Annotated in this window: 14 protein-coding genes; 9 read left to right on the top strand and 5 right to left on the bottom strand. The window is 57.2% G+C overall.

Going from position 1 to position 16315, the window contains the following annotated elements; genetic code table 11:
* Positions 1-135: 135 nt before the first annotated feature.
* Entirely contained in the window at positions 136-684 is a 549-nt protein-coding gene (gene cyaB, locus DSM3645_RS08875; RefSeq protein ID WP_002651785.1) for a class IV adenylate cyclase, read from the bottom strand.
* A gap of 355 nt (positions 685-1039) precedes the next feature.
* Here cyaB and DSM3645_RS27950 point away from each other — a divergent pair, with 355 nt between their 5' ends.
* Complete coding sequence (locus tag DSM3645_RS27950; RefSeq protein WP_002651784.1) at positions 1040-1675, top strand: TlpA family protein disulfide reductase; 636 nt, start codon at positions 1040-1042, stop codon at positions 1673-1675.
* Here DSM3645_RS27950 and DSM3645_RS08865 read toward each other — a convergent pair.
* Positions 1672-2019, bottom strand: coding sequence for a P-II family nitrogen regulator (locus tag DSM3645_RS08865; RefSeq protein WP_002651783.1), 348 nt, complete (start codon positions 2017-2019; stop codon positions 1672-1674). The two genes, DSM3645_RS27950 and DSM3645_RS08865, sit on opposite strands and share 4 nt — an antisense overlap.
* A 182-nt stretch (positions 2020-2201) precedes the next feature.
* Here DSM3645_RS08865 and DSM3645_RS08860 point away from each other — a divergent pair, with 182 nt between their 5' ends.
* Positions 2202-2801 carry a hypothetical protein gene (locus DSM3645_RS08860; RefSeq protein WP_002651782.1) on the top strand — a complete coding sequence of 200 codons (600 nt, stop codon included), beginning with the start codon at positions 2202-2204 and terminating at the stop codon, positions 2799-2801.
* A gap of 109 nt (positions 2802-2910) precedes the next feature.
* A complete protein-coding gene (locus DSM3645_RS08855) occupies positions 2911-4572 on the top strand; it encodes an alpha-keto acid decarboxylase family protein (RefSeq protein ID WP_040352325.1) in 1662 nt (553 codons plus the stop codon).
* Between the two features lie 18 nt (positions 4573-4590).
* Here DSM3645_RS08855 and DSM3645_RS08850 read toward each other — a convergent pair whose 3' ends face one another.
* Positions 4591-5595 carry a Gfo/Idh/MocA family protein gene (locus tag DSM3645_RS08850; protein WP_002651780.1) on the bottom strand — a complete coding sequence of 335 codons (1005 nt, stop codon included), beginning with the start codon at positions 5593-5595 and terminating at the stop codon, positions 4591-4593.
* Positions 5596-5719: 124 nt separating this feature from the next.
* Positions 5720-6934: a VCBS repeat-containing protein gene (locus DSM3645_RS08845; RefSeq protein WP_002651779.1), complete on the bottom strand. Its 1215-nt coding sequence runs from the start codon at positions 6932-6934 to the stop codon at positions 5720-5722.
* A gap of 213 nt (positions 6935-7147) precedes the next feature.
* Between DSM3645_RS08845 and DSM3645_RS08840 the strand changes: the two genes are divergently transcribed.
* The gene (locus DSM3645_RS08840; RefSeq protein WP_002651778.1) at positions 7148-11194 is read left to right on the top strand and encodes a PVC-type heme-binding CxxCH protein; all 4047 of its coding nucleotides are present in this window, start codon (positions 7148-7150) and stop codon (positions 11192-11194) included.
* A gap of 72 nt (positions 11195-11266) precedes the next feature.
* On the top strand, positions 11267-11875 hold the full coding sequence (locus DSM3645_RS08835; protein ID WP_002651777.1) for a MarC family protein: 609 nt from the start codon (positions 11267-11269) through the stop codon (positions 11873-11875).
* Between the two features lie 298 nt (positions 11876-12173).
* Here DSM3645_RS08835 and DSM3645_RS27945 read toward each other — a convergent pair whose 3' ends face one another.
* Positions 12174-13784 carry a 30S ribosomal protein S1 gene (locus DSM3645_RS27945; protein ID WP_002651776.1) on the bottom strand — a complete coding sequence of 537 codons (1611 nt, stop codon included), beginning with the start codon at positions 13782-13784 and terminating at the stop codon, positions 12174-12176.
* Between the two features lie 179 nt (positions 13785-13963).
* Between DSM3645_RS27945 and DSM3645_RS08825 the strand changes: the two genes are divergently transcribed.
* The 4 genes from DSM3645_RS08825 to DSM3645_RS08810 all read left to right on the top strand — a co-directional run bounded on the left by DSM3645_RS08825 (position 13964) and on the right by DSM3645_RS08810 (position 16252).
* The gene (locus DSM3645_RS08825) at positions 13964-14527 is read left to right on the top strand and encodes a hypothetical protein (RefSeq protein WP_002651775.1); all 564 of its coding nucleotides are present in this window, start codon (positions 13964-13966) and stop codon (positions 14525-14527) included.
* A gap of 72 nt (positions 14528-14599) precedes the next feature.
* Positions 14600-15106 (top strand): MarR family winged helix-turn-helix transcriptional regulator, encoded by a 507-nt coding sequence (locus DSM3645_RS08820; protein WP_002651774.1) that lies wholly within the window; start codon positions 14600-14602, stop codon positions 15104-15106.
* 11 nt (positions 15107-15117) lie between these two features.
* Positions 15118-15987, top strand: coding sequence for a radical SAM protein (locus DSM3645_RS08815; RefSeq protein WP_002651773.1), 870 nt, complete (start codon positions 15118-15120; stop codon positions 15985-15987).
* Positions 15968-16252 carry a hypothetical protein gene (locus DSM3645_RS08810; protein WP_040351716.1) on the top strand — a complete coding sequence of 95 codons (285 nt, stop codon included), beginning with the start codon at positions 15968-15970 and terminating at the stop codon, positions 16250-16252. The genes DSM3645_RS08815 and DSM3645_RS08810 overlap by 20 nt, the downstream gene beginning before the upstream one ends.
* Positions 16253-16315: the final 63 nt, after the last annotated feature.

Genomic DNA, 16315 nt, shown 5'->3' with positions numbered 1-16315 from the left:
AATCGGGCGTAATTGCCGTTTCGACTATGGATGAACCCCGCTCGATCGTCGGGGTGTCGCCTGGCGGGGAAGAATTTTTGGGCGACGGGTCAATCGCCGCAAGCATGCCGCCCCTAGGGGGTTCGACACAAAGACTTAGGATTCGAGAATAAGCTCGAGATAGCTGCGGCGTTCGCTGCCTGACAGCCCCAGTTTTTCGGCCAGTTGGTTGATCGCCTCGCGAGCGGCGTCGACTCCGTCCTCGTTGGTCGAGATCTCCAGTTCGACAAATTCGCCCAAGCCTTTGACCTCGTCCAGGGCGACTTCGACGGCTTGATCGGCGAAGCTAAGATTCGCTTTGCGGCGATTTTTGGTTACTTCGGCGACTTGCAGAAACCCGAGCGCCTCAATCATATCGATGATGTTGGCGGCGCCTTCGGCTCCGGAGACCAGCGGCACTTCGATCTCGCGCCGCGTCTTGGTGGTCGCGTCGATCTTCGGGCCTTTGTAGGTGATGATATTTTTACTGCCCACACGCCGAATCCGGAGCGCCTCGTCGGTTTGGGCGAAATCTCGCGCCGGGTGACCGTAGTAGAAATCGGACTGTTTGACCGGGATCTCGATCGCGGCGCCCAGATCGGCCAATGCCGTTTCTACGCGGCGGAGATCATTGACCGGAAACTTCAATTCGACTTCGAACTTCATATTCGTACGTAACTAGTCGGTTTTCGAAATGGCCATTAGCAATTGTTGGGTCGTCGCCAAGGGGAGATTCTTCCAAACTTAGCAAATTTTCCGCGAGTTGTCCGCCAATGCAATAGCGATTTCCCAGCTCGATTCTAATTCGCCTTCGGCGGCCGATCGTCAATCTGCGGCCGATTTTCATTTCCTTTTAACGAGAGTCTGGCGATCCGCGACAAGTTTTGCCGCCAAAATCACCCCCCGAATCTCTCGCCAACGTGAAAGAACTTGCCGACGGGGCCGCTTGCTTGAGATAACATAACAAGGCGTAACCTTCCTTTGCCAGACAATCCGTGTTTCACCTTTGCGACGGCCCAAGATGACTCAGACCGATCAACACGACCTGGGACCTGAACGTTCAGGCGAGAAATGGATCAGCACAGCGGTCACCGCCATCTTGTTTGCGGTGCTAATCGGGCTGTGCGTGATCCTGGTGATTCGAGCGATTCAGCCGCCTGCTCGGCAATCGCATCCTTGGGTCGGTCAGAAGTTGGCCAATGTCGACCTCGCGCCGCTGTTGAATGTCGAGCAACCGATCACAACGGCCAGTTTGCAAGACAAGGTGACGCTGATCAACTATTGGGGGCCGTGGTGCCCGCCCTGCTTGATGGAATTACCGGGCCTGGTGCGTCTGAGTCGCGACCTTAAAGAGGAAACCGACTTTCAATTTGTCGCCGTCTCTTGCTCGCGTGATGCGAAGCAGGGAATCGAAAACCAACAGCAGTTGGCCGGCGATTCGGCCGATATCCTCGAGAAAATCAACATTATCGGGCTGCCGGTCTATTGCGATGCGCGAGGAGTTTCACGAACCGAACTCAATTCGATTTCGCAGTTTGGCAACTATCCGACGACGCTGCTCCTCGACCGCAGCGGCACGGTGCAGCGCGTCTGGATCGGTGCGTTTGATATGGACGTCTTTCGTGACGCCGTCGAATACGAACTGGGCAAAGGCTAGATCGCGTCGGGGCCGCGTTCGCCGGTTCGGATTCGAACGCATTCGTCCATCGGCAAAACAAAGATCTTGCCGTCGCCGATCTCTCCTTTTTCGCCGCTGCGCGCTCCTTTGACGATCGCGTCGACCGTCGGCTCGACAAACTCTTCGTTCACCGCGATCTGCAACTGCACTTTGCGCAGCAGATTGATGGTGAACTCGTGCCCACGATAAACCTCGGTCTGTCCCTTTTGTCGCCCAAAGCCCTGGCAATCCATAACGGTGAGACGAAAGACTTCGACCTCGGTAAGCGCTTCTTTCACCGCTTCCAAGCGGCTGGGCTGGATGATCGCAATGACCAGTTTCATATCGTTAATCTCTGCGGGACAGGGCTGCGTAAGCTTTGAATTTATCCCTTGCCTGCGGGGGGAACAAGGTCGCAGCGCCGCAAGAAAGCCGCCGCGGCGCTTGAATTTGGCTCCCGAATGATCGATATTGCAGCTTAGCGGAACCCATTTCGCCGCCCCTTCTCTGTTTAGGATCCCCTCTCATGCCGCGTTTCGCCCTGGTCGCTTGTTTTCTTGCTTTCGCCGTTGGTTGCGATATGGAGCCGATGGAAAAGCGAAACTCGGGCCCCGTGGCCCCCGGCGGCGTCGACATTCCATCGATCGAAGGTCCCTCGGCTGCGACCGGCGCCGGCGCCCAGCCAACCGCGCCGGCGACCGAGATGACGGACCAGCCGCCCGCCGAGAAAAAACCGAACAAAGGAATTATTGGGAAAACATCCAACGTGGTGGTCGACGCCAACAAAGCGTTGCAAGATCCCGAAATCGTCCTCGCCGAAGGCGCCAGCGCCGACGGGGTCGATCCGTTCAGCCAGGCCGGTTCGGTTTACTTCTCGGCGATGGCCAAGGTCAGCACCTTGGGAATGCAGCAAGCGGTCAACATGAAGAAAGCGGTCGAAGGCCGCTATCCGACCTACGACGAATACATGCAGATGATGAAAGAAAACAACATCGAGTTCGTCAAACTGCGTAGCTACGAAATGTACGGCTACGATGACAAAACCGGCAAGATCCTCGTATTGATGGACAAGCGCCTGCAGCGCGAACATTTCAAACGCGCAGGAATCGATCCGCCGGCCGAGTAATTTGGCTTTTTCGGCGCGCTATGCAGCGAAATTCTCGATTGGCCGGGTTTGCGAAAAGAACGTACAATTCTCGCAGACCGAACAAGGCACATCGCAGAGGAAGGCGAGCATGGCGGATTCTAATCGCAGCACCGCAGGCTTATCAATCGGCGAATATCTGATTCGCCGTTTGCAGGATTACGGCCTGCAAGACATTTTCGGCATCCCGGGAGACTACATTCTCTCGTTTTATTCGATGCTCGAACAAAGCCCGATCAACATGGTCGGCTGCACGCGTGAAGATAATGCAGGCTTCGCCGCCGACGCCTATGCCCGCGTTCACGGCCTGGGCGCTGTCTGCGTCACCTACTGCGTCGGCGGACTCAGCATTTGCAATTCGATCGCCGGCGCCTACGCCGAGAAATCGCCGGTCGTCGTGCTGACCGGTTCGCCGGGTCTACGCGAGCGGATTAATAATCCGCTGCTGCATCACATGGTGCGCGAGTACAGCACGCAAAAAGATGTCTTTGAAAAACTGTGCGTCGCCACCGCCGAGCTGGCCGACCCGGTCACGGCGTTTCGCGAGATCGATCGCGTGCTGGACGCCGCCGCGCGGTTCAAACGACCTGTCTATTTAGAACTGCCCCGCGACATGGTCAATGTCGTGCCGCACATCAGCCATACTTTCCAGGAACCGACCACGACCAGCGATCCCCACGCGCTCGTCGAAGCGGCGGCGGAAGCGGCGCGCTTGATGGCTTCGGCCGAGCGTCCGATGATCATCGCCGGCGTCGAACTGCATCGTTTCGAGCTGCAGGACGAACTGGTCCAACTGGCCGAAGCGACGGGGATTCCCGTCGCCGCGACGATCTTGGGCAAGAGCGTCATTCGCGAAACCCATCCGCTCTATGTCGGGCTCTATGAAGGCGCGATGGGCCGCGAAGAGGTGACCGAATTTGTCGAAGAGAGCGACCTGATCTTGCTCCTCGGCACGTTCATGACCGACATCAACCTGGGGATCTTCACCGCCAATCTAGATCCCTCGAAGTGCATTTACGCGACTAGCGAACAACTACGCGTTCGGCATCATCACTATCACGGCGTCACGTTGCCGGACTTCATGCAAGCGCTTGCCGCCCAAAAACCGCATCCGCCGAAACGTTTGATCCCGCCCGGCCTGGCGATGCAACAGGCGCCCGTCGGCGTAACGACCGACGAACCGCTGACGATTCGCCGTATGGTGCCGATGATTAACGAACTGCTGGACGACGATGTGATTGTGATCGCGGACATCGGCGACTCGTTGTTCTCGGCGACCGAACTCGTAACCCGCGGTCGGTCCGAATTTCTCAGCCCCGCCTATTACACATCGATGGGATTCGCCGTGCCAGCGACCTTGGGCGTGCAAACCGCTAAGCCGAAGGCCCGCGTGATATCGATCATCGGCGACGGGGCGTTTCAGATGACCGGCATGGAACTTTCGACGATCGTCCGTCACGGCTACGATCCGGTGATCATCGTCCTCGACAATCACGGCTACGGCACCGAGCGTTGGCTGCATGCCGGCAAGTGGGAATACAACGAGATCCATCCCTGGAAGTACAGCAAGCTGCCCGACATTCTCGGCGGCGGCACAGGTTATGAAGTCCGTACCGAGAAAGAGTTCTACAATGCGCTGCAAAGCGCCTGGAACGATCGCGACGGCATGAGCGTGATTCACGCCCACCTATCCGATCAAGACGCCAGCGAAACGCTGAATCGACTGGCGTCTCGGATGGGACGAAATATCTAGCGATGGAATGATGAGATTCTAATCAACCAGATCCTTGATCGTTTCCCATTTGCCGCTCTTGCCGCTGCGCAGGATCGCTTCGATGACGCGCATGTTGGCGATCGCATCGGTCAGCGGCGTCGGCGTCGGCGACTCGTCCAGGATCGCCTTTGACATCAGGTCCCCTTGGATCGTGTATTGATCGGCGATCGGCAGCTTGACTTCCTGGATCTCGTCGTCCGTTTCGTGGTACAAGATACAGGGTTCGTCCGGCGGCGCATTGAACGGAATTTTGATTTCAATGCGGCCGGTCGTGCCGTAAATCTGCACACGTTGATACGGCGTTGATTTCGTGCTGCAGGTGAACGTACTGGTAATGCCGCCGAAGTCGATAATCGCAGAAGTTACCGTGTCGGTCTTGAACTGCTCGTCAATGGTGACGCAGCCCATGACGCGACGCGGCTCGCCTTCAAAGATGAATCGCGACAACGAGATCGGATAGCAACCGATATCCATCAATGCGCCGCCGCCATACTCCGGCTGATTTCGGATATCGTCGGCGTTGTCGTTGAAGTACGAAAACCAAGTCTGAATCGAAACAGGACGTCCGATGCCGCCGTCGCGCACGAGTTGTCGCGCCTTTTGCCACTGCGGATGATGGCGATACATGAACGCTTCCATCACGCGCAGTTCGGGATGCTTCCGCGCGGCGTCGAGCAGCTTCTGGCCCTCTTCCGCGGTCATGCCGATCGGCTTTTCGCACAAGACGTGCTTGCCTGCTTCGATCGCTTTGATCGACCAGGGCACATGCATGTGATTGGGAAGTGGGTTGTAGATCGCGTCTATTTCGGGATCTTCCAACAGCGCTTCGTACGAACCGTACGCTTTGGTGATTCCCAATTCACTAGCGGCGGCGCGGGCCTTCGCCAGATTACGCGATGCGATGGCGCTTACTTCGCAGTAAGCCCCATTTTGCATCCCAGGAATCACTTTTTTCGTTCCGATTTTCGCCGTACTCAGAACGCCCCAGCGAACTTTGCTCATCTCTGCCTCGAATCGACGCACAAAAATTACAGAATGGTTGCTTTTAGTTTAACGCGCGAACCATCCCCTTCTAGCCCAGGCAAAAGGGGGACTTTCGACAAATCAAAAACAGACCCGAAAATTTCTACTGGTCTAACTGAGTTTTATTCCAATAGATACGCACATTTTGCGTTTGTCGACCGACGGCGACGACGTCGTTGCGCCCGTCGCCATCTAGATCGCCCACGGTCAGATCTTCAATCGCCACGCCGCCGGGATCGACCACATAGCGGCGCCATTCGCCATGTTCGGCGCTGATGGGGTCGTAGATGCGCAGCCCGCGACGCGTGTTGTCGCCGGCGTCGTCTCGTACTCCGATCACCAACTCTTCGTCGGCGTCGTCGTCCATGTTAGCGCACCAAACGGCGTGTCCCCATTTCAGCTCCGCATCCAAAACATGTCGCTTCCACAGACTACGCAGCGGAACATCTTTCGGTTTCGTATAAACGACCACGCGGTCGCCGTGCCAGGGTTCAATTGTCGCGATATAGTCACCCCCATCGGCCAACTTGCCCCGCTTTACCTCACTAGCGCCACGTTCCGGGTAGGGACGCTCCTGCTCACCGGCGCCGATCTTGGTCGATTTCCACGCGTCCCCTTCGCGCTCGAGCAGAGTGACTCCTTCAAAGCTTGCGACCAGCAAATCGTCGCGACCATCGCCGTTGATGTCGGTCGCGCAAAAATTGTGCGCGACATGCAATTGATCGGTGATCAACGTTTCTGGCCAAGGTTCGTTGGTCGGATCTTGGGGAATCGAAAGCGCGACCAGCCGAATGCCGTTGGCCGCGTACTTGGGCCCGTCAGTGTTGCGTCCCTTGAGCGGCGCGAGAATCAGCTCGGGACGCTCATCCCCCATCACATCGGCAAAGTTGATGCGGTGCAGAGTCGGATCAGCCGGCAGGGGAAAAACCTTCCAGGCGCCCTGCTCTGCTCCGCTGCGCGTCGCCCATTGCAACGTGCCGCCGCTACGCGTGTTGCCAAACTGCCAATCGGCGCCGATCGCGAAATCGACCAGCCCATCTCCGTCAATGTCATGCGGAGCAAAACAGACGTTATCGCTCTTCGTCTGCTGATCGCCAGTGATGAGGTGTTCTTTCCAGGTGGGATTCTCCAGCCACAGCACACGCTTCGAATCGACAATGGCGATGTCGAGCTTTTCGTCACCGTTCATGTCGAGCACGCGGACGGCGTAACCGACCCCCAGCTTGGTCGGCAATTCTTGTTCGACAAAACGAAGTTCGTCAGCGGCAGCCAGCGCGGCGCAATTGACGGCCAGCAGCAAAATAGCGATGCGAATCATGGGGGGCTCCAGCAGGAAGGGAAACGTGCGGCTCTATTTTGTCCGATCGCCGCGCTGCGTGATAGGCATTTCTCGGGAAAGAGGCGATTCGGTTGTGTAAAATATCTCCGATCGTTGTGAGATCTTTGCTGGCCGCCGCCGTCGGATCTGCCAAAATGAAAGGAATCTGCCCCCAACTATTTCTCCTCTCCTCCCACCCCCAATTGTCGCATCATGCACCGACGATTCACTCTTGCGCTGTTGTTTGCCTGTTCGTGCTGCTGGTCGGCCGCCGCGGCCGAGTCTTCAGGCGTCCTGCCGAAGAACGCAGCTGGTCGAACGCTGAATCTTGATTTTGAAACCGGCACGCTCGCCGATTGGACGGCCGCCGGAGAAGCCTTCGCGCAGCAGCCGATCGAAGGTGACGCCGTCCAAGCGCGCCGCGGAGACATGCGCAGCGCCCATCAAGGGAAATTTTGGATCGGTAGTTACGAACGCAATCTGGATCCGCCCACCGGAACGCTCACGTCAGCCTCTTTTCAAGTGACGCATCCCTGGGGCGCCTTTTTGCACAACGGGGGGAGACATGAGGAAACCCGGGTCGAATTGATCCGCAAAGACAACGGCAAAGTCATATTCAAAACTTCCGGCGACGATCACGAGAACATGCGCCGCGTCGTTGTGGATTTGCGCCAGTCGCAGGGGCAAGAAATCTACATTCGCCTGGTCGATCAACATCGCGGCGGCTGGGGGCATTTGAATTTTGACGACTTCCGCTTTTACGACGAAGCGCCGGCTCAGCCGACCCCCCAGCCCAAACGACTGGTCGCCGATATGTATCCTCACGCAGGTCTAACGGCGGAAGAAGCGGCCGCGGCGATGCAATTGCCGGACGGGTTTTCCGTTATCGTCAGCGCGGCGGAGCCAGCGATTCAACAACCGATCGCGATGGCGCTCGACGAACGGGGCCGACTGTGGGTCGCTGAAGCATACGTCTATCCGCAGCGAGCTCCGGAAGGAGAAGGGAACGATCGGATCTTGATCTTCGCTGACAACGACGGAGACGGAAAGTTCGACGAGCGAAAGGTCTTCTGCCAAGGTTTGAATCTGGTCAGCGGGCTCGAAGTTGGTCACGGCGGAGTTTGGGTCGGCGCCGCTCCTTACTTACTGTTCATCGCTGACGCCGATGGCGACGACATTCCCGACGCCGAGCCGCATGTGCTGCTCGACGGCTGGGGCTATCAAGACACGCACGAGACTCTCAACGCGTTTATCTGGGGACCCGACGGCTGGCTGTACGGCTGCCATGGAGTTTTCACCCATTCCAATGTCGGCAAACCAGGCTCGCCGCCGGAAGAACGAACGCCGATCAACGCGGGAATCTGGCGATACCATCCCACGCGACATGCGTTTGAAGTTTTTTGTCACGGCACCAGCAATCCCTGGGGCGTCGACTTCAACGACTATGGTCAAGCCTTCGCGACGGCCTGCGTGATTCCTCACTTGTATCAGATGATCCAAGGAGCTCGTTACCAACGCCAGGCCGGCACGCACTTCAATCCCTATACCTATGACGATATCAAAACGATCGCCGATCACCGGCACTATCTTGGCGCCAATCCGCACGGCGGCAACGGCAAGTCTGACGAAGCCGGCGGCGGACATGCACATGCCGGCGCGATGATCTATTTGGGCGATCGCTGGCCGCCAGCCTATCGAAATCAGCTTTTCATGAACAACATTCATGGCCAACGCTTGAATGTCGACATTTTGAAACAGACCGGATCTGGCTACGTTGGCAGCCATGGCCCCGACTTTTTGTTAACCGGCGACAAAGCGTCGCAAATCTTAAACCTGCGTTCTCTGCCCGACGGCAACGCCTACATGATCGATTGGTACGACATGCAAGCATGTCATGATCGAAACGCGACCAAACATGATCGCAGCAACGGCCGCATCTACAAAATCTGCTACGGTAAGTCGGAGAACTTGCAAGTTGATTTGCACAAGCAAAGCGACCTGGAACTTGCCGAGTTGACGCTTCATCCAAATGACTGGTACGTGCGTCACGCACGTAAAGTGCTGCAGCAGCGGGCCAGCGAACGCACGATCAACAGCGATGCGCTCGCTCGGTTGCAACAGATCGCCAAGTCTCACGACGATGCGACGCGGCGTCTGCGAGCCTATTGGGCGCTGCACGTCACCGATAATTTGGCGGCGGCGACAACGCGGCAAATGCTGAGCGACGCCGAGCCGTTTGTCCGCGGCTGGGCGATTCAGCTGGCGCTGGAAGTCGATCAGAATCCTGCCCCAGCTCTCTACGCCCAGATGGTGAAGATGGCGTCTAATGATCCTTCACCGATCGTCCGGCTTTACCTGGCGTCGGCCGCCCAGCGAATGCCGCTGCCGTCGCGATGGGACCTGCTGGCTCGCTTGATGTCGCATGCCGAAGATGCCCGCGATCATAATTTGCCGTTGATGTATTGGTACGCGGCGGAACCGCTGGCCGATCAATCGCCAGAACGAGCATTGGCGCTCGGGCTGGCCGCCAGCAAGTCGATTCCGCAAATTAGCCAGCTGATGTTGCGACGTATCGGCAGCGGAGACGCGAAAAACGCCTTGGCGACGCTGGTGCGCGGTCTCGGAGACGTTGACGATCCGCCGACCCAGTTGACCTTCCTGCGCGCGATGCGAGCCGCACTCGCAGGGCAGCGCCGCGTCGATGCTCCCGCCGAGTGGGCGAAAGTCGGCGGCAAGCTGATGACGAGCGAAAACCAGGAAGTCGCCCTCGAGGCGCAATCGCTAGGCGTCACGTTTGGGGATGAAACTGCGCTAAATCGCTTCCGTCTGATCGCCACGCTGGCGCAATCCCCGCCGAAAGTGCGCATCGCGGCGATTAAGACGCTGCTCGCGGCCGCCGATCCTAGTCTGCCGCCGCTGCTGCAAAACCTGCTAGAGAACCCGCAGCTGCGCGACGTCGCGCTCCAAGGGCTGGCCCAATATGACGATGCGGCGACGCCGATGGTGATCTTGGACCACTACGGCGAAATGCAGCCCAGCAGCAAGCGACTGGCGCTGGCGACCCTTTGCTCTCGCCCGGCGTACGCCCAACCGCTGTTGGCGGCGATCGAAGCGGGTCAAATCTCCAGCACCGAGCTGACCGCCGATATGGTGCGGCAACTCTCGAACCTGCAAGACGAAGCGATCGATGGGCAATTAGCCAAAGTCTGGGGATCGATTCGCGCGACGCCGGAAGAAAAAGCGACGTTGATTACGAAGTACAAAGCGTTGGTCGAAAACCAAAGTCTTCCTCCGGCCGATCCGCAGTGGGGCCGTGCGATCTTCGCCAAGACGTGCCAGCGTTGTCACACGTTGTATGGAGTCGGCGGCGCCGTCGGTCCCGATCTGACTGGTTCGAACCGCGCGAATCTTGACTATCTGCTCACCAACATCGTTGATCCAAGCGCCGTGATGGCGAAGGAATACCAGCCGTCGATCGTGCTGCTTGATACAGGCCGCGTCATCACCGGAATCATTCGAGCCGAGGACAACAAGACGCTCACGCTGCAAACCGCCGAAGAGACGTTAATCTTGCCCAAGGATGAAATCGAAGCGCGCAAGACGAGCGAGAAGTCGATGATGCCGGACGATCAGCTTCGCTCGTTCGGTCAGCATGACGTCCGCTCGCTGGTCGCCTATTTGCAAGGCAAGACGCAAACGCCGATGTTGGCGACCGCAGAAAATGCAGGCGAGCTTTTCAACGGCCAAGACCTGAACGGCTGGAACGGCGATCGCAATCTATGGTCGGTCGAAAACGGCGAAATTGTCGGGAAGACGCTAACCGGAATCCCAGCCAACAGCTTCTTAATCAGCGATTTGGCGGCGGCCAATTTTCGGCTGAAGCTCGAAATTCGTCTGGTGAAAAATGAAGGGAACAGTGGTATTCAATTTCGCAGCAATGCGCTCCCCGGCGGTTCCGTCCAAGGCTATCAGGCCGACGCTGGCGCAGGCTGGTGGGGCAAGCTGTACGAAGAACATGGCCGCGGCCTGTTGTGGGTCAAGTCTGGAGAAGAGCATCTCAAGCCGGGCGATTGGAATCAGTACGAGATCGTCGCCCAGGGCAATCAGGTGAAAACCTTTTTAAATGGTCAGCCGTGCGTCGATTTGCATGACGACAAAGGGGTCAAACAAGGGGTCTTTGCGTTGCAACTCCACTCCGGCGGGCCCACCGAAGTCCGATTTCGCCATCTTCAGCTGGAAATATTGGAACCATCCGAATAGTCGGCGCGCGAGCGGTAAGCTATCCTTGCAAGTCACCCACGCGACCAAGGATTTTTTGCGAAACCGAGCAGCATGAACTTCGAGCTACTATTTGGCGAATTTCTCCTGTTGATTGCGACCATCGATCCGATCGGCACGCTCTCGATTTTCGTCGGCGTGACCGGCAAGTCGCCCAAGGAAGACCGCCCGCGCATTGCGCTCAAAGCGACGTTGATCGGCGGCGCCGTCCTGTTGGCGTTTTTGGTGCTGGGACAATTTATCCTCGGCGCACTCGACATTCGGCTCGAGTCGTTTCAGTTAGCAGGCGGCCTGATCTTATTTTTGTTGGGACTGCAAATGGTCTTTGGCGTCGGTCCAGCCGTCGAAGCGCCCAAGGCGGAAGCAGGACATGACGTCGCGGTTTTTCCGCTGGCGCTCCCTTCGATCGCAAGTCCCGGGTCTATCCTGGCCGTCGTGATTTTGACCGACAATCATCGCTTCACCATGCTCGAGCAAGCAGTGACCGCCGTAGTTCTGGTCGTCGTACTCGGATTAACTTACGTCTTGATGCTCGCGGCCAATCCGATCCATCGCTTAATCGGCGATACCGGCGGCATGATCATCGTGAAGGTGATGGGCTTGCTGCTCTGCGCCCTGGCGACCGAGAACTGCGTGGAAGCGGTCCAGCAGTTGTGGAGTTAGCGCGATTGCGGCGTGAGTCTCGCTCTTCGTCGCCCGCTGTGTGAGCCTTGAACTCGCGTTATTTGCTGATTCAAGAAGAATGGAATACGGTAAAGAACGGCAAAACAGGTTCAGAATCAACCAAGCAGTCGTAACACGAGCCCATTGCGCAAGCGAGGAAATAGGGTTGGCGATCTAAACACGGATTGAAGTGGCGAGCCGCGTTCCCTTGTATGCTTAAAGCAGCGTGCTATGAAGAAAAAAGGCCGCCTTGCGATAAAGGCGGCCTTTGCGTTTGAAACAATAACGGAAGAGCGAACTACCACTTCAGGCCGAATTTCGAGCCTTGGCTTTGTTCGTTGACGATGCCTCCTTTGAGCTCGCTGGCGGTCGGCTTGACCTTGAGTGCGCGATCCAAATCCTCGGGCTCTTCGTCCTTCTTCTTGCCGCCTGACTTGGAAGCCGGCGCCGGCGAAAGGGCCTTGATGGAGAGACCGATGCGGCGTTTTTCTTTGTCGATGTTGACGACTTTGACTTCGACCTTCTCGCCCGCTTTAAGGACCGATTCAATTCGGCTGACGCGGGTATGGCTCACTTCCGAAACGTGAACCAAGCCTTCGATCCCTGGGGCGATTTCGACAAACGCGCCAAAATCCATGATCTTGGTGACCTTGCCGTTGATGATCGCACCGACCGAGAATTCCTCGGCGACTTTTTGCCAGGGGTTCTCCAGCGTATCCCGAATCGAGAGGCCGATCTTGCCGGTCTCGGGATCGATCTTGGTCACTTTGACGCGAACCGCCTGACCTTCGCTAAGCGCGTCGCTGGGATGCTTGACCCGATCCCAACTGATCTGGCTGACGTGGACCAGTCCATCGACGCCGCCGATGTCGACAAACGCGCCAAAGTCTTGCAGTCGCGTGACGGTGCCGTCGCGCATCTGGCCCACTTGCAGCGTGACCATCGTTTCTTTGCGGCTATCTTCTTTCGCTTTTTCGGCGACCGCTCTGGCGCTGAGCACCAAGTTGCGGCGTTCTGGATTCGCCTCGGTCACCAGGCACTGCAACTTCTGGCCGAGATAGTCTTCCATATTGGTGACGTGATGCGGCGCGATCTGGCTGGCCGGGATGAACCCGCGTGCCTGACCGACGGCGCATTCGAGGCCCCCTTTATTGACACCGTCGACGACGGCGTCGACCAGGATCCCTTCCGTCAGATCGCCCCAATCGACAACCGAGACCGAGGAGCCGGGAACGAGCGCTTCGTAAAGGCCTTGCTCGCGATCGTATTTGATGATCACGACTTCCAGTTTGGCGCCGATCTCGGGGGGGGCGACAAAGGAGCGGAGCGAGACGAAACCTTGATTTTGGCCGGGGAGGTCGATGAACACCTCTTCGCGATGCACGCGAGCGACGGTCGCATTCAACCGACTATCGACTTCCAGCGTTTTGCCCGAGATCCCTTGCATCGCAGATTCGCTGGTGATCATCTCATCTAGCGACAAGCCGCCCAGGGCCGCTTCGACTTCGCGTTCGATGTCGTCCAACTTCTGGCGACGATTCGGTACGGCGACGCGACCATCGGAAGAAACGGGAAGCCGTTCCATTTCCGACTCGGTTTCCAGCGAAGAAAGATCGTCCGGAATCGCCGTCGGATCTTCATCCTGCTCCGATTTCGGCGGTTTGGGCTTCTCTGGGCGTTGGGGACGTCCCATCGTGGAAGGCGCAGGCGGCGCGGCAGGCGTCGGCTTTTCTTCGTCCCGTTGCGAACCGATCAGCAATTTTCGCTTGGGCGAATCGACGTCGTCAGACGCTGCTGCTTGAGCGGAGCCTTCTGGTGAAGAGGCGGTGTTTTCGGGAGTGGTCGGGTTTGCAGCGTCGGCAGGGGTTTCCGGCTGGGCTTGCGGATCCTGATTGGGATCAACAGACATATCAACTATTTCCGTATCGAGAAGAGGAAACGGCGTTCCCGTCAGGTCTCTGCGTAAAGACCGATAAGGAATTTAGTCTATCAACCGGGCCCACGGCTGGGTAGGGTTTCCGATGCTGCTAAAAAAACAGTAGTATAGACGAGGGCCGATTTGTACTTATCCAATGCTTGCTTTCGACCATGCAAAATTCGTATCCGGAAACGATCGCCAAGTTAATTGACACGGCGCCGGCCCCTCCTCTTGGCCCCGGCTCCCCGAATCTTTCGGTTCGCGATCAGCTTTCTCGATTGCAGCACAACGATTTGGCCGGCGGGCGACCAATCCGCAATCGCGAGATGGCAGATGCTTGCCTGGCCGGAATCTGGCTCCTCTACAACTATTTGGAAGAATCTCACGAAATAAGTCAAAACCTTCCGTCCAGTTCAGGCAGTTACTGGCATGCGATTATGCACCGCCGCGAGCCTGACTACGGAAACGCAAAATATTGGTTCCGACGAGTCGGACGGCACCCAATCATGCAAGACTTGGCTGCGAATGCAGCAAAGATCACTTCTGGCGAACCACTGGATGCGGCGACCCAATTTCTCGCTTCGGGTGTCGATTGGAACCCGATCGCGATGGTTGACGGCTGCGAAGCTGTCGCTTTGGGACGCACTTTGAACCAAGAAATGCTTATTCGCATCGCTGCCGAGGAATGGCGGCTGCTATTTGATTACTGCCTGCACGAAGCTTTTGGGCCGTAATTCTGTTTATTCGCATCTTTCGATCTGTTCGCTAGAATACAAAGCTGGGGAAACGGCTAGGAGTCTGTAAGCATGATACGATTTGATTTTGAAAAGAGCGTCGGGTACTGGATTTTCTCGACCGGACATATGCTCTCTCGCGCGATGAACGAAGAGTTATCCGCGCATGGAATTACCTATCGCCAGTGGGAAGTCCTGGCTTGGCTCTCCTATCATGGAGAGATCACGCAAAGCGAACTAGCCGAGCAAATGCGGATTGAAGCGCCGACTTTGGTCGGCGTAATCGACCGCATGGAGCGCGATGGCTGGATCACGCGTGAAACCGATCCTTGCGATCGGCGGAAGAAAATCATCCGCGCAACCGATAAGGTTCAACCCGTTTGGGAACAAATGGTCAACTGTGCGTTGTCGGTCCGTGCTCGGGCGATTGTCGGCATTCCAGAGGAAGATTTGGAAGTGATGCGCCGCACTTTGTCGCTGATGCGTGATAATATGGGAGAGAACGTGTTGGGGCCTGTCCCGACCGATGCTTTGATCGCGCCGACTGGGCCCACCAAAGCAAGCACTCCCATCGACTAACGCTAATTGGCATGACGACGCATCGACTGCATACGCTGCATCAGCGCAGTTTTGACGACAACAAATTCGTCTATCCCGTGCTCTCGCGGCGCAGCCGCGGGTTATCGGTCGGCGTGAATCTGAACCCGGACAAAATCTGCAACTTCGATTGCATTTATTGCCAGGTCAATCGTCGCGAAGAAAGCGAAACGCGGTTTGTCGAAACCGAGCGTTATTTTCATGAAGTCAATGAGATGCTGCAGTTGGCCGCTTCCGGCGAGATTTGGACGACCCCCAAGTTCGCCGACACGCCAAAAAATTTACGCCGCGTCAACGACATCGCTTTCAGCGGAGATGGCGAGCCGACCACCTATCGCAATTTTGACGAGCTGGTCGGCCGCACCGCCGAAATCAAACGCCAACACGGCATGCATGACGTCAAAATGGTGCTCATCACCAATGCGTCGATGTTCCATCGCGATGTCGTCCAGCGGGGCCTGGAAGTGCTGGACGCGAATCACGGTGAGATTTGGGCGAAACTGGACGCCGGCACCGAAGACTACTACCAACTGATCGAGCGAACGAAGATCCCTTTCCAACGCGTCCTCGACAACCTCGCCGCAGCTTCGCAAGTTCGCCCGTTGGTGATTCAAACCTTGTTTATGAAGGTCAACGGAGTTGGTCCTAGCGATGCCGAGTTGACCGCCTATTGTCAGCGGCTGCAAGAGATTACGGCCGCCGGCGGAATGCTGAAACTGATCCAAATTTATACCGTCGCGCGTCGACCTGCCGAAGACTTTGTGGCGCCCATCAGCGACGCCGAAGTCGATCGGATTGTGAAAATGGTCCAAGTCGAAACGGGCCTTACCGCCGAAGCGTACTATGGAACCTCTGACTACTAACTCCGACACGAACGTAACGCCGTCACCGGCTGACAAACCGGCTCGTTTGCAGACGACGCCTGGCTCGTGGAAGTTGATGGGGCTGATCATCGCTGCGCTGGTCGCATGGGGGATCTTCCTCGCCGTGGGCGTCTTCCTCAATCTTGGTGGTGAAGCGGCAGATCGCTTTGACGTTCGCCGCCCGTTGCTCGTGCTCGGCTGCACGATGACGTTTTTGACGTTCTGGCTGGTGCTGCTCTGGTCGAAGCGTCGCCGAGCCGCCTAATCGCCTAGCGCTCGCCAACCCCAAGTGGGGCTAGATTGGTCGATTCTCTCGGCGTCGATACAA

The sequence above is a fragment of the Blastopirellula marina DSM 3645 genome, from assembly GCF_000153105.1.
In the GTDB taxonomy this organism is placed as follows: Bacteria; Planctomycetota; Planctomycetia; order Pirellulales; family Pirellulaceae; genus Blastopirellula; species Blastopirellula marina.
Note: the sequence above shows the minus strand (reverse complement) of the source record. Positions and strands in the feature narration are given on the sequence as shown.

Coding starts and splice junctions, on each gene's coding strand:
- cyaB (WP_002651785.1), bottom strand. CDS start 684: ATGAAGTTCGAAGTCGAATTGAAGTTTCCGGTCAATGATCTCCGCCGC.
- DSM3645_RS27950 (WP_002651784.1), top strand. CDS start 1,040: ATGACTCAGACCGATCAACACGACCTGGGACCTGAACGTTCAGGCGAG.
- DSM3645_RS08865 (WP_002651783.1), bottom strand. CDS start 2,019: ATGAAACTGGTCATTGCGATCATCCAGCCCAGCCGCTTGGAAGCGGTG.
- DSM3645_RS08860 (WP_002651782.1), top strand. CDS start 2,202: ATGCCGCGTTTCGCCCTGGTCGCTTGTTTTCTTGCTTTCGCCGTTGGT.
- DSM3645_RS08855 (WP_040352325.1), top strand. CDS start 2,911: ATGGCGGATTCTAATCGCAGCACCGCAGGCTTATCAATCGGCGAATAT.
- DSM3645_RS08850 (WP_002651780.1), bottom strand. CDS start 5,595: ATGAGCAAAGTTCGCTGGGGCGTTCTGAGTACGGCGAAAATCGGAACG.
- DSM3645_RS08845 (WP_002651779.1), bottom strand. CDS start 6,934: ATGATTCGCATCGCTATTTTGCTGCTGGCCGTCAATTGCGCCGCGCTG.
- DSM3645_RS08840 (WP_002651778.1), top strand. CDS start 7,148: ATGCACCGACGATTCACTCTTGCGCTGTTGTTTGCCTGTTCGTGCTGC.
- DSM3645_RS08835 (WP_002651777.1), top strand. CDS start 11,267: ATGAACTTCGAGCTACTATTTGGCGAATTTCTCCTGTTGATTGCGACC.
- DSM3645_RS27945 (WP_002651776.1), bottom strand. CDS start 13,784: ATGTCTGTTGATCCCAATCAGGATCCGCAAGCCCAGCCGGAAACCCCT.
- DSM3645_RS08825 (WP_002651775.1), top strand. CDS start 13,964: ATGCAAAATTCGTATCCGGAAACGATCGCCAAGTTAATTGACACGGCG.
- DSM3645_RS08820 (WP_002651774.1), top strand. CDS start 14,600: ATGATACGATTTGATTTTGAAAAGAGCGTCGGGTACTGGATTTTCTCG.
- DSM3645_RS08815 (WP_002651773.1), top strand. CDS start 15,118: ATGACGACGCATCGACTGCATACGCTGCATCAGCGCAGTTTTGACGAC.
- DSM3645_RS08810 (WP_040351716.1), top strand. CDS start 15,968: ATGGAACCTCTGACTACTAACTCCGACACGAACGTAACGCCGTCACCG.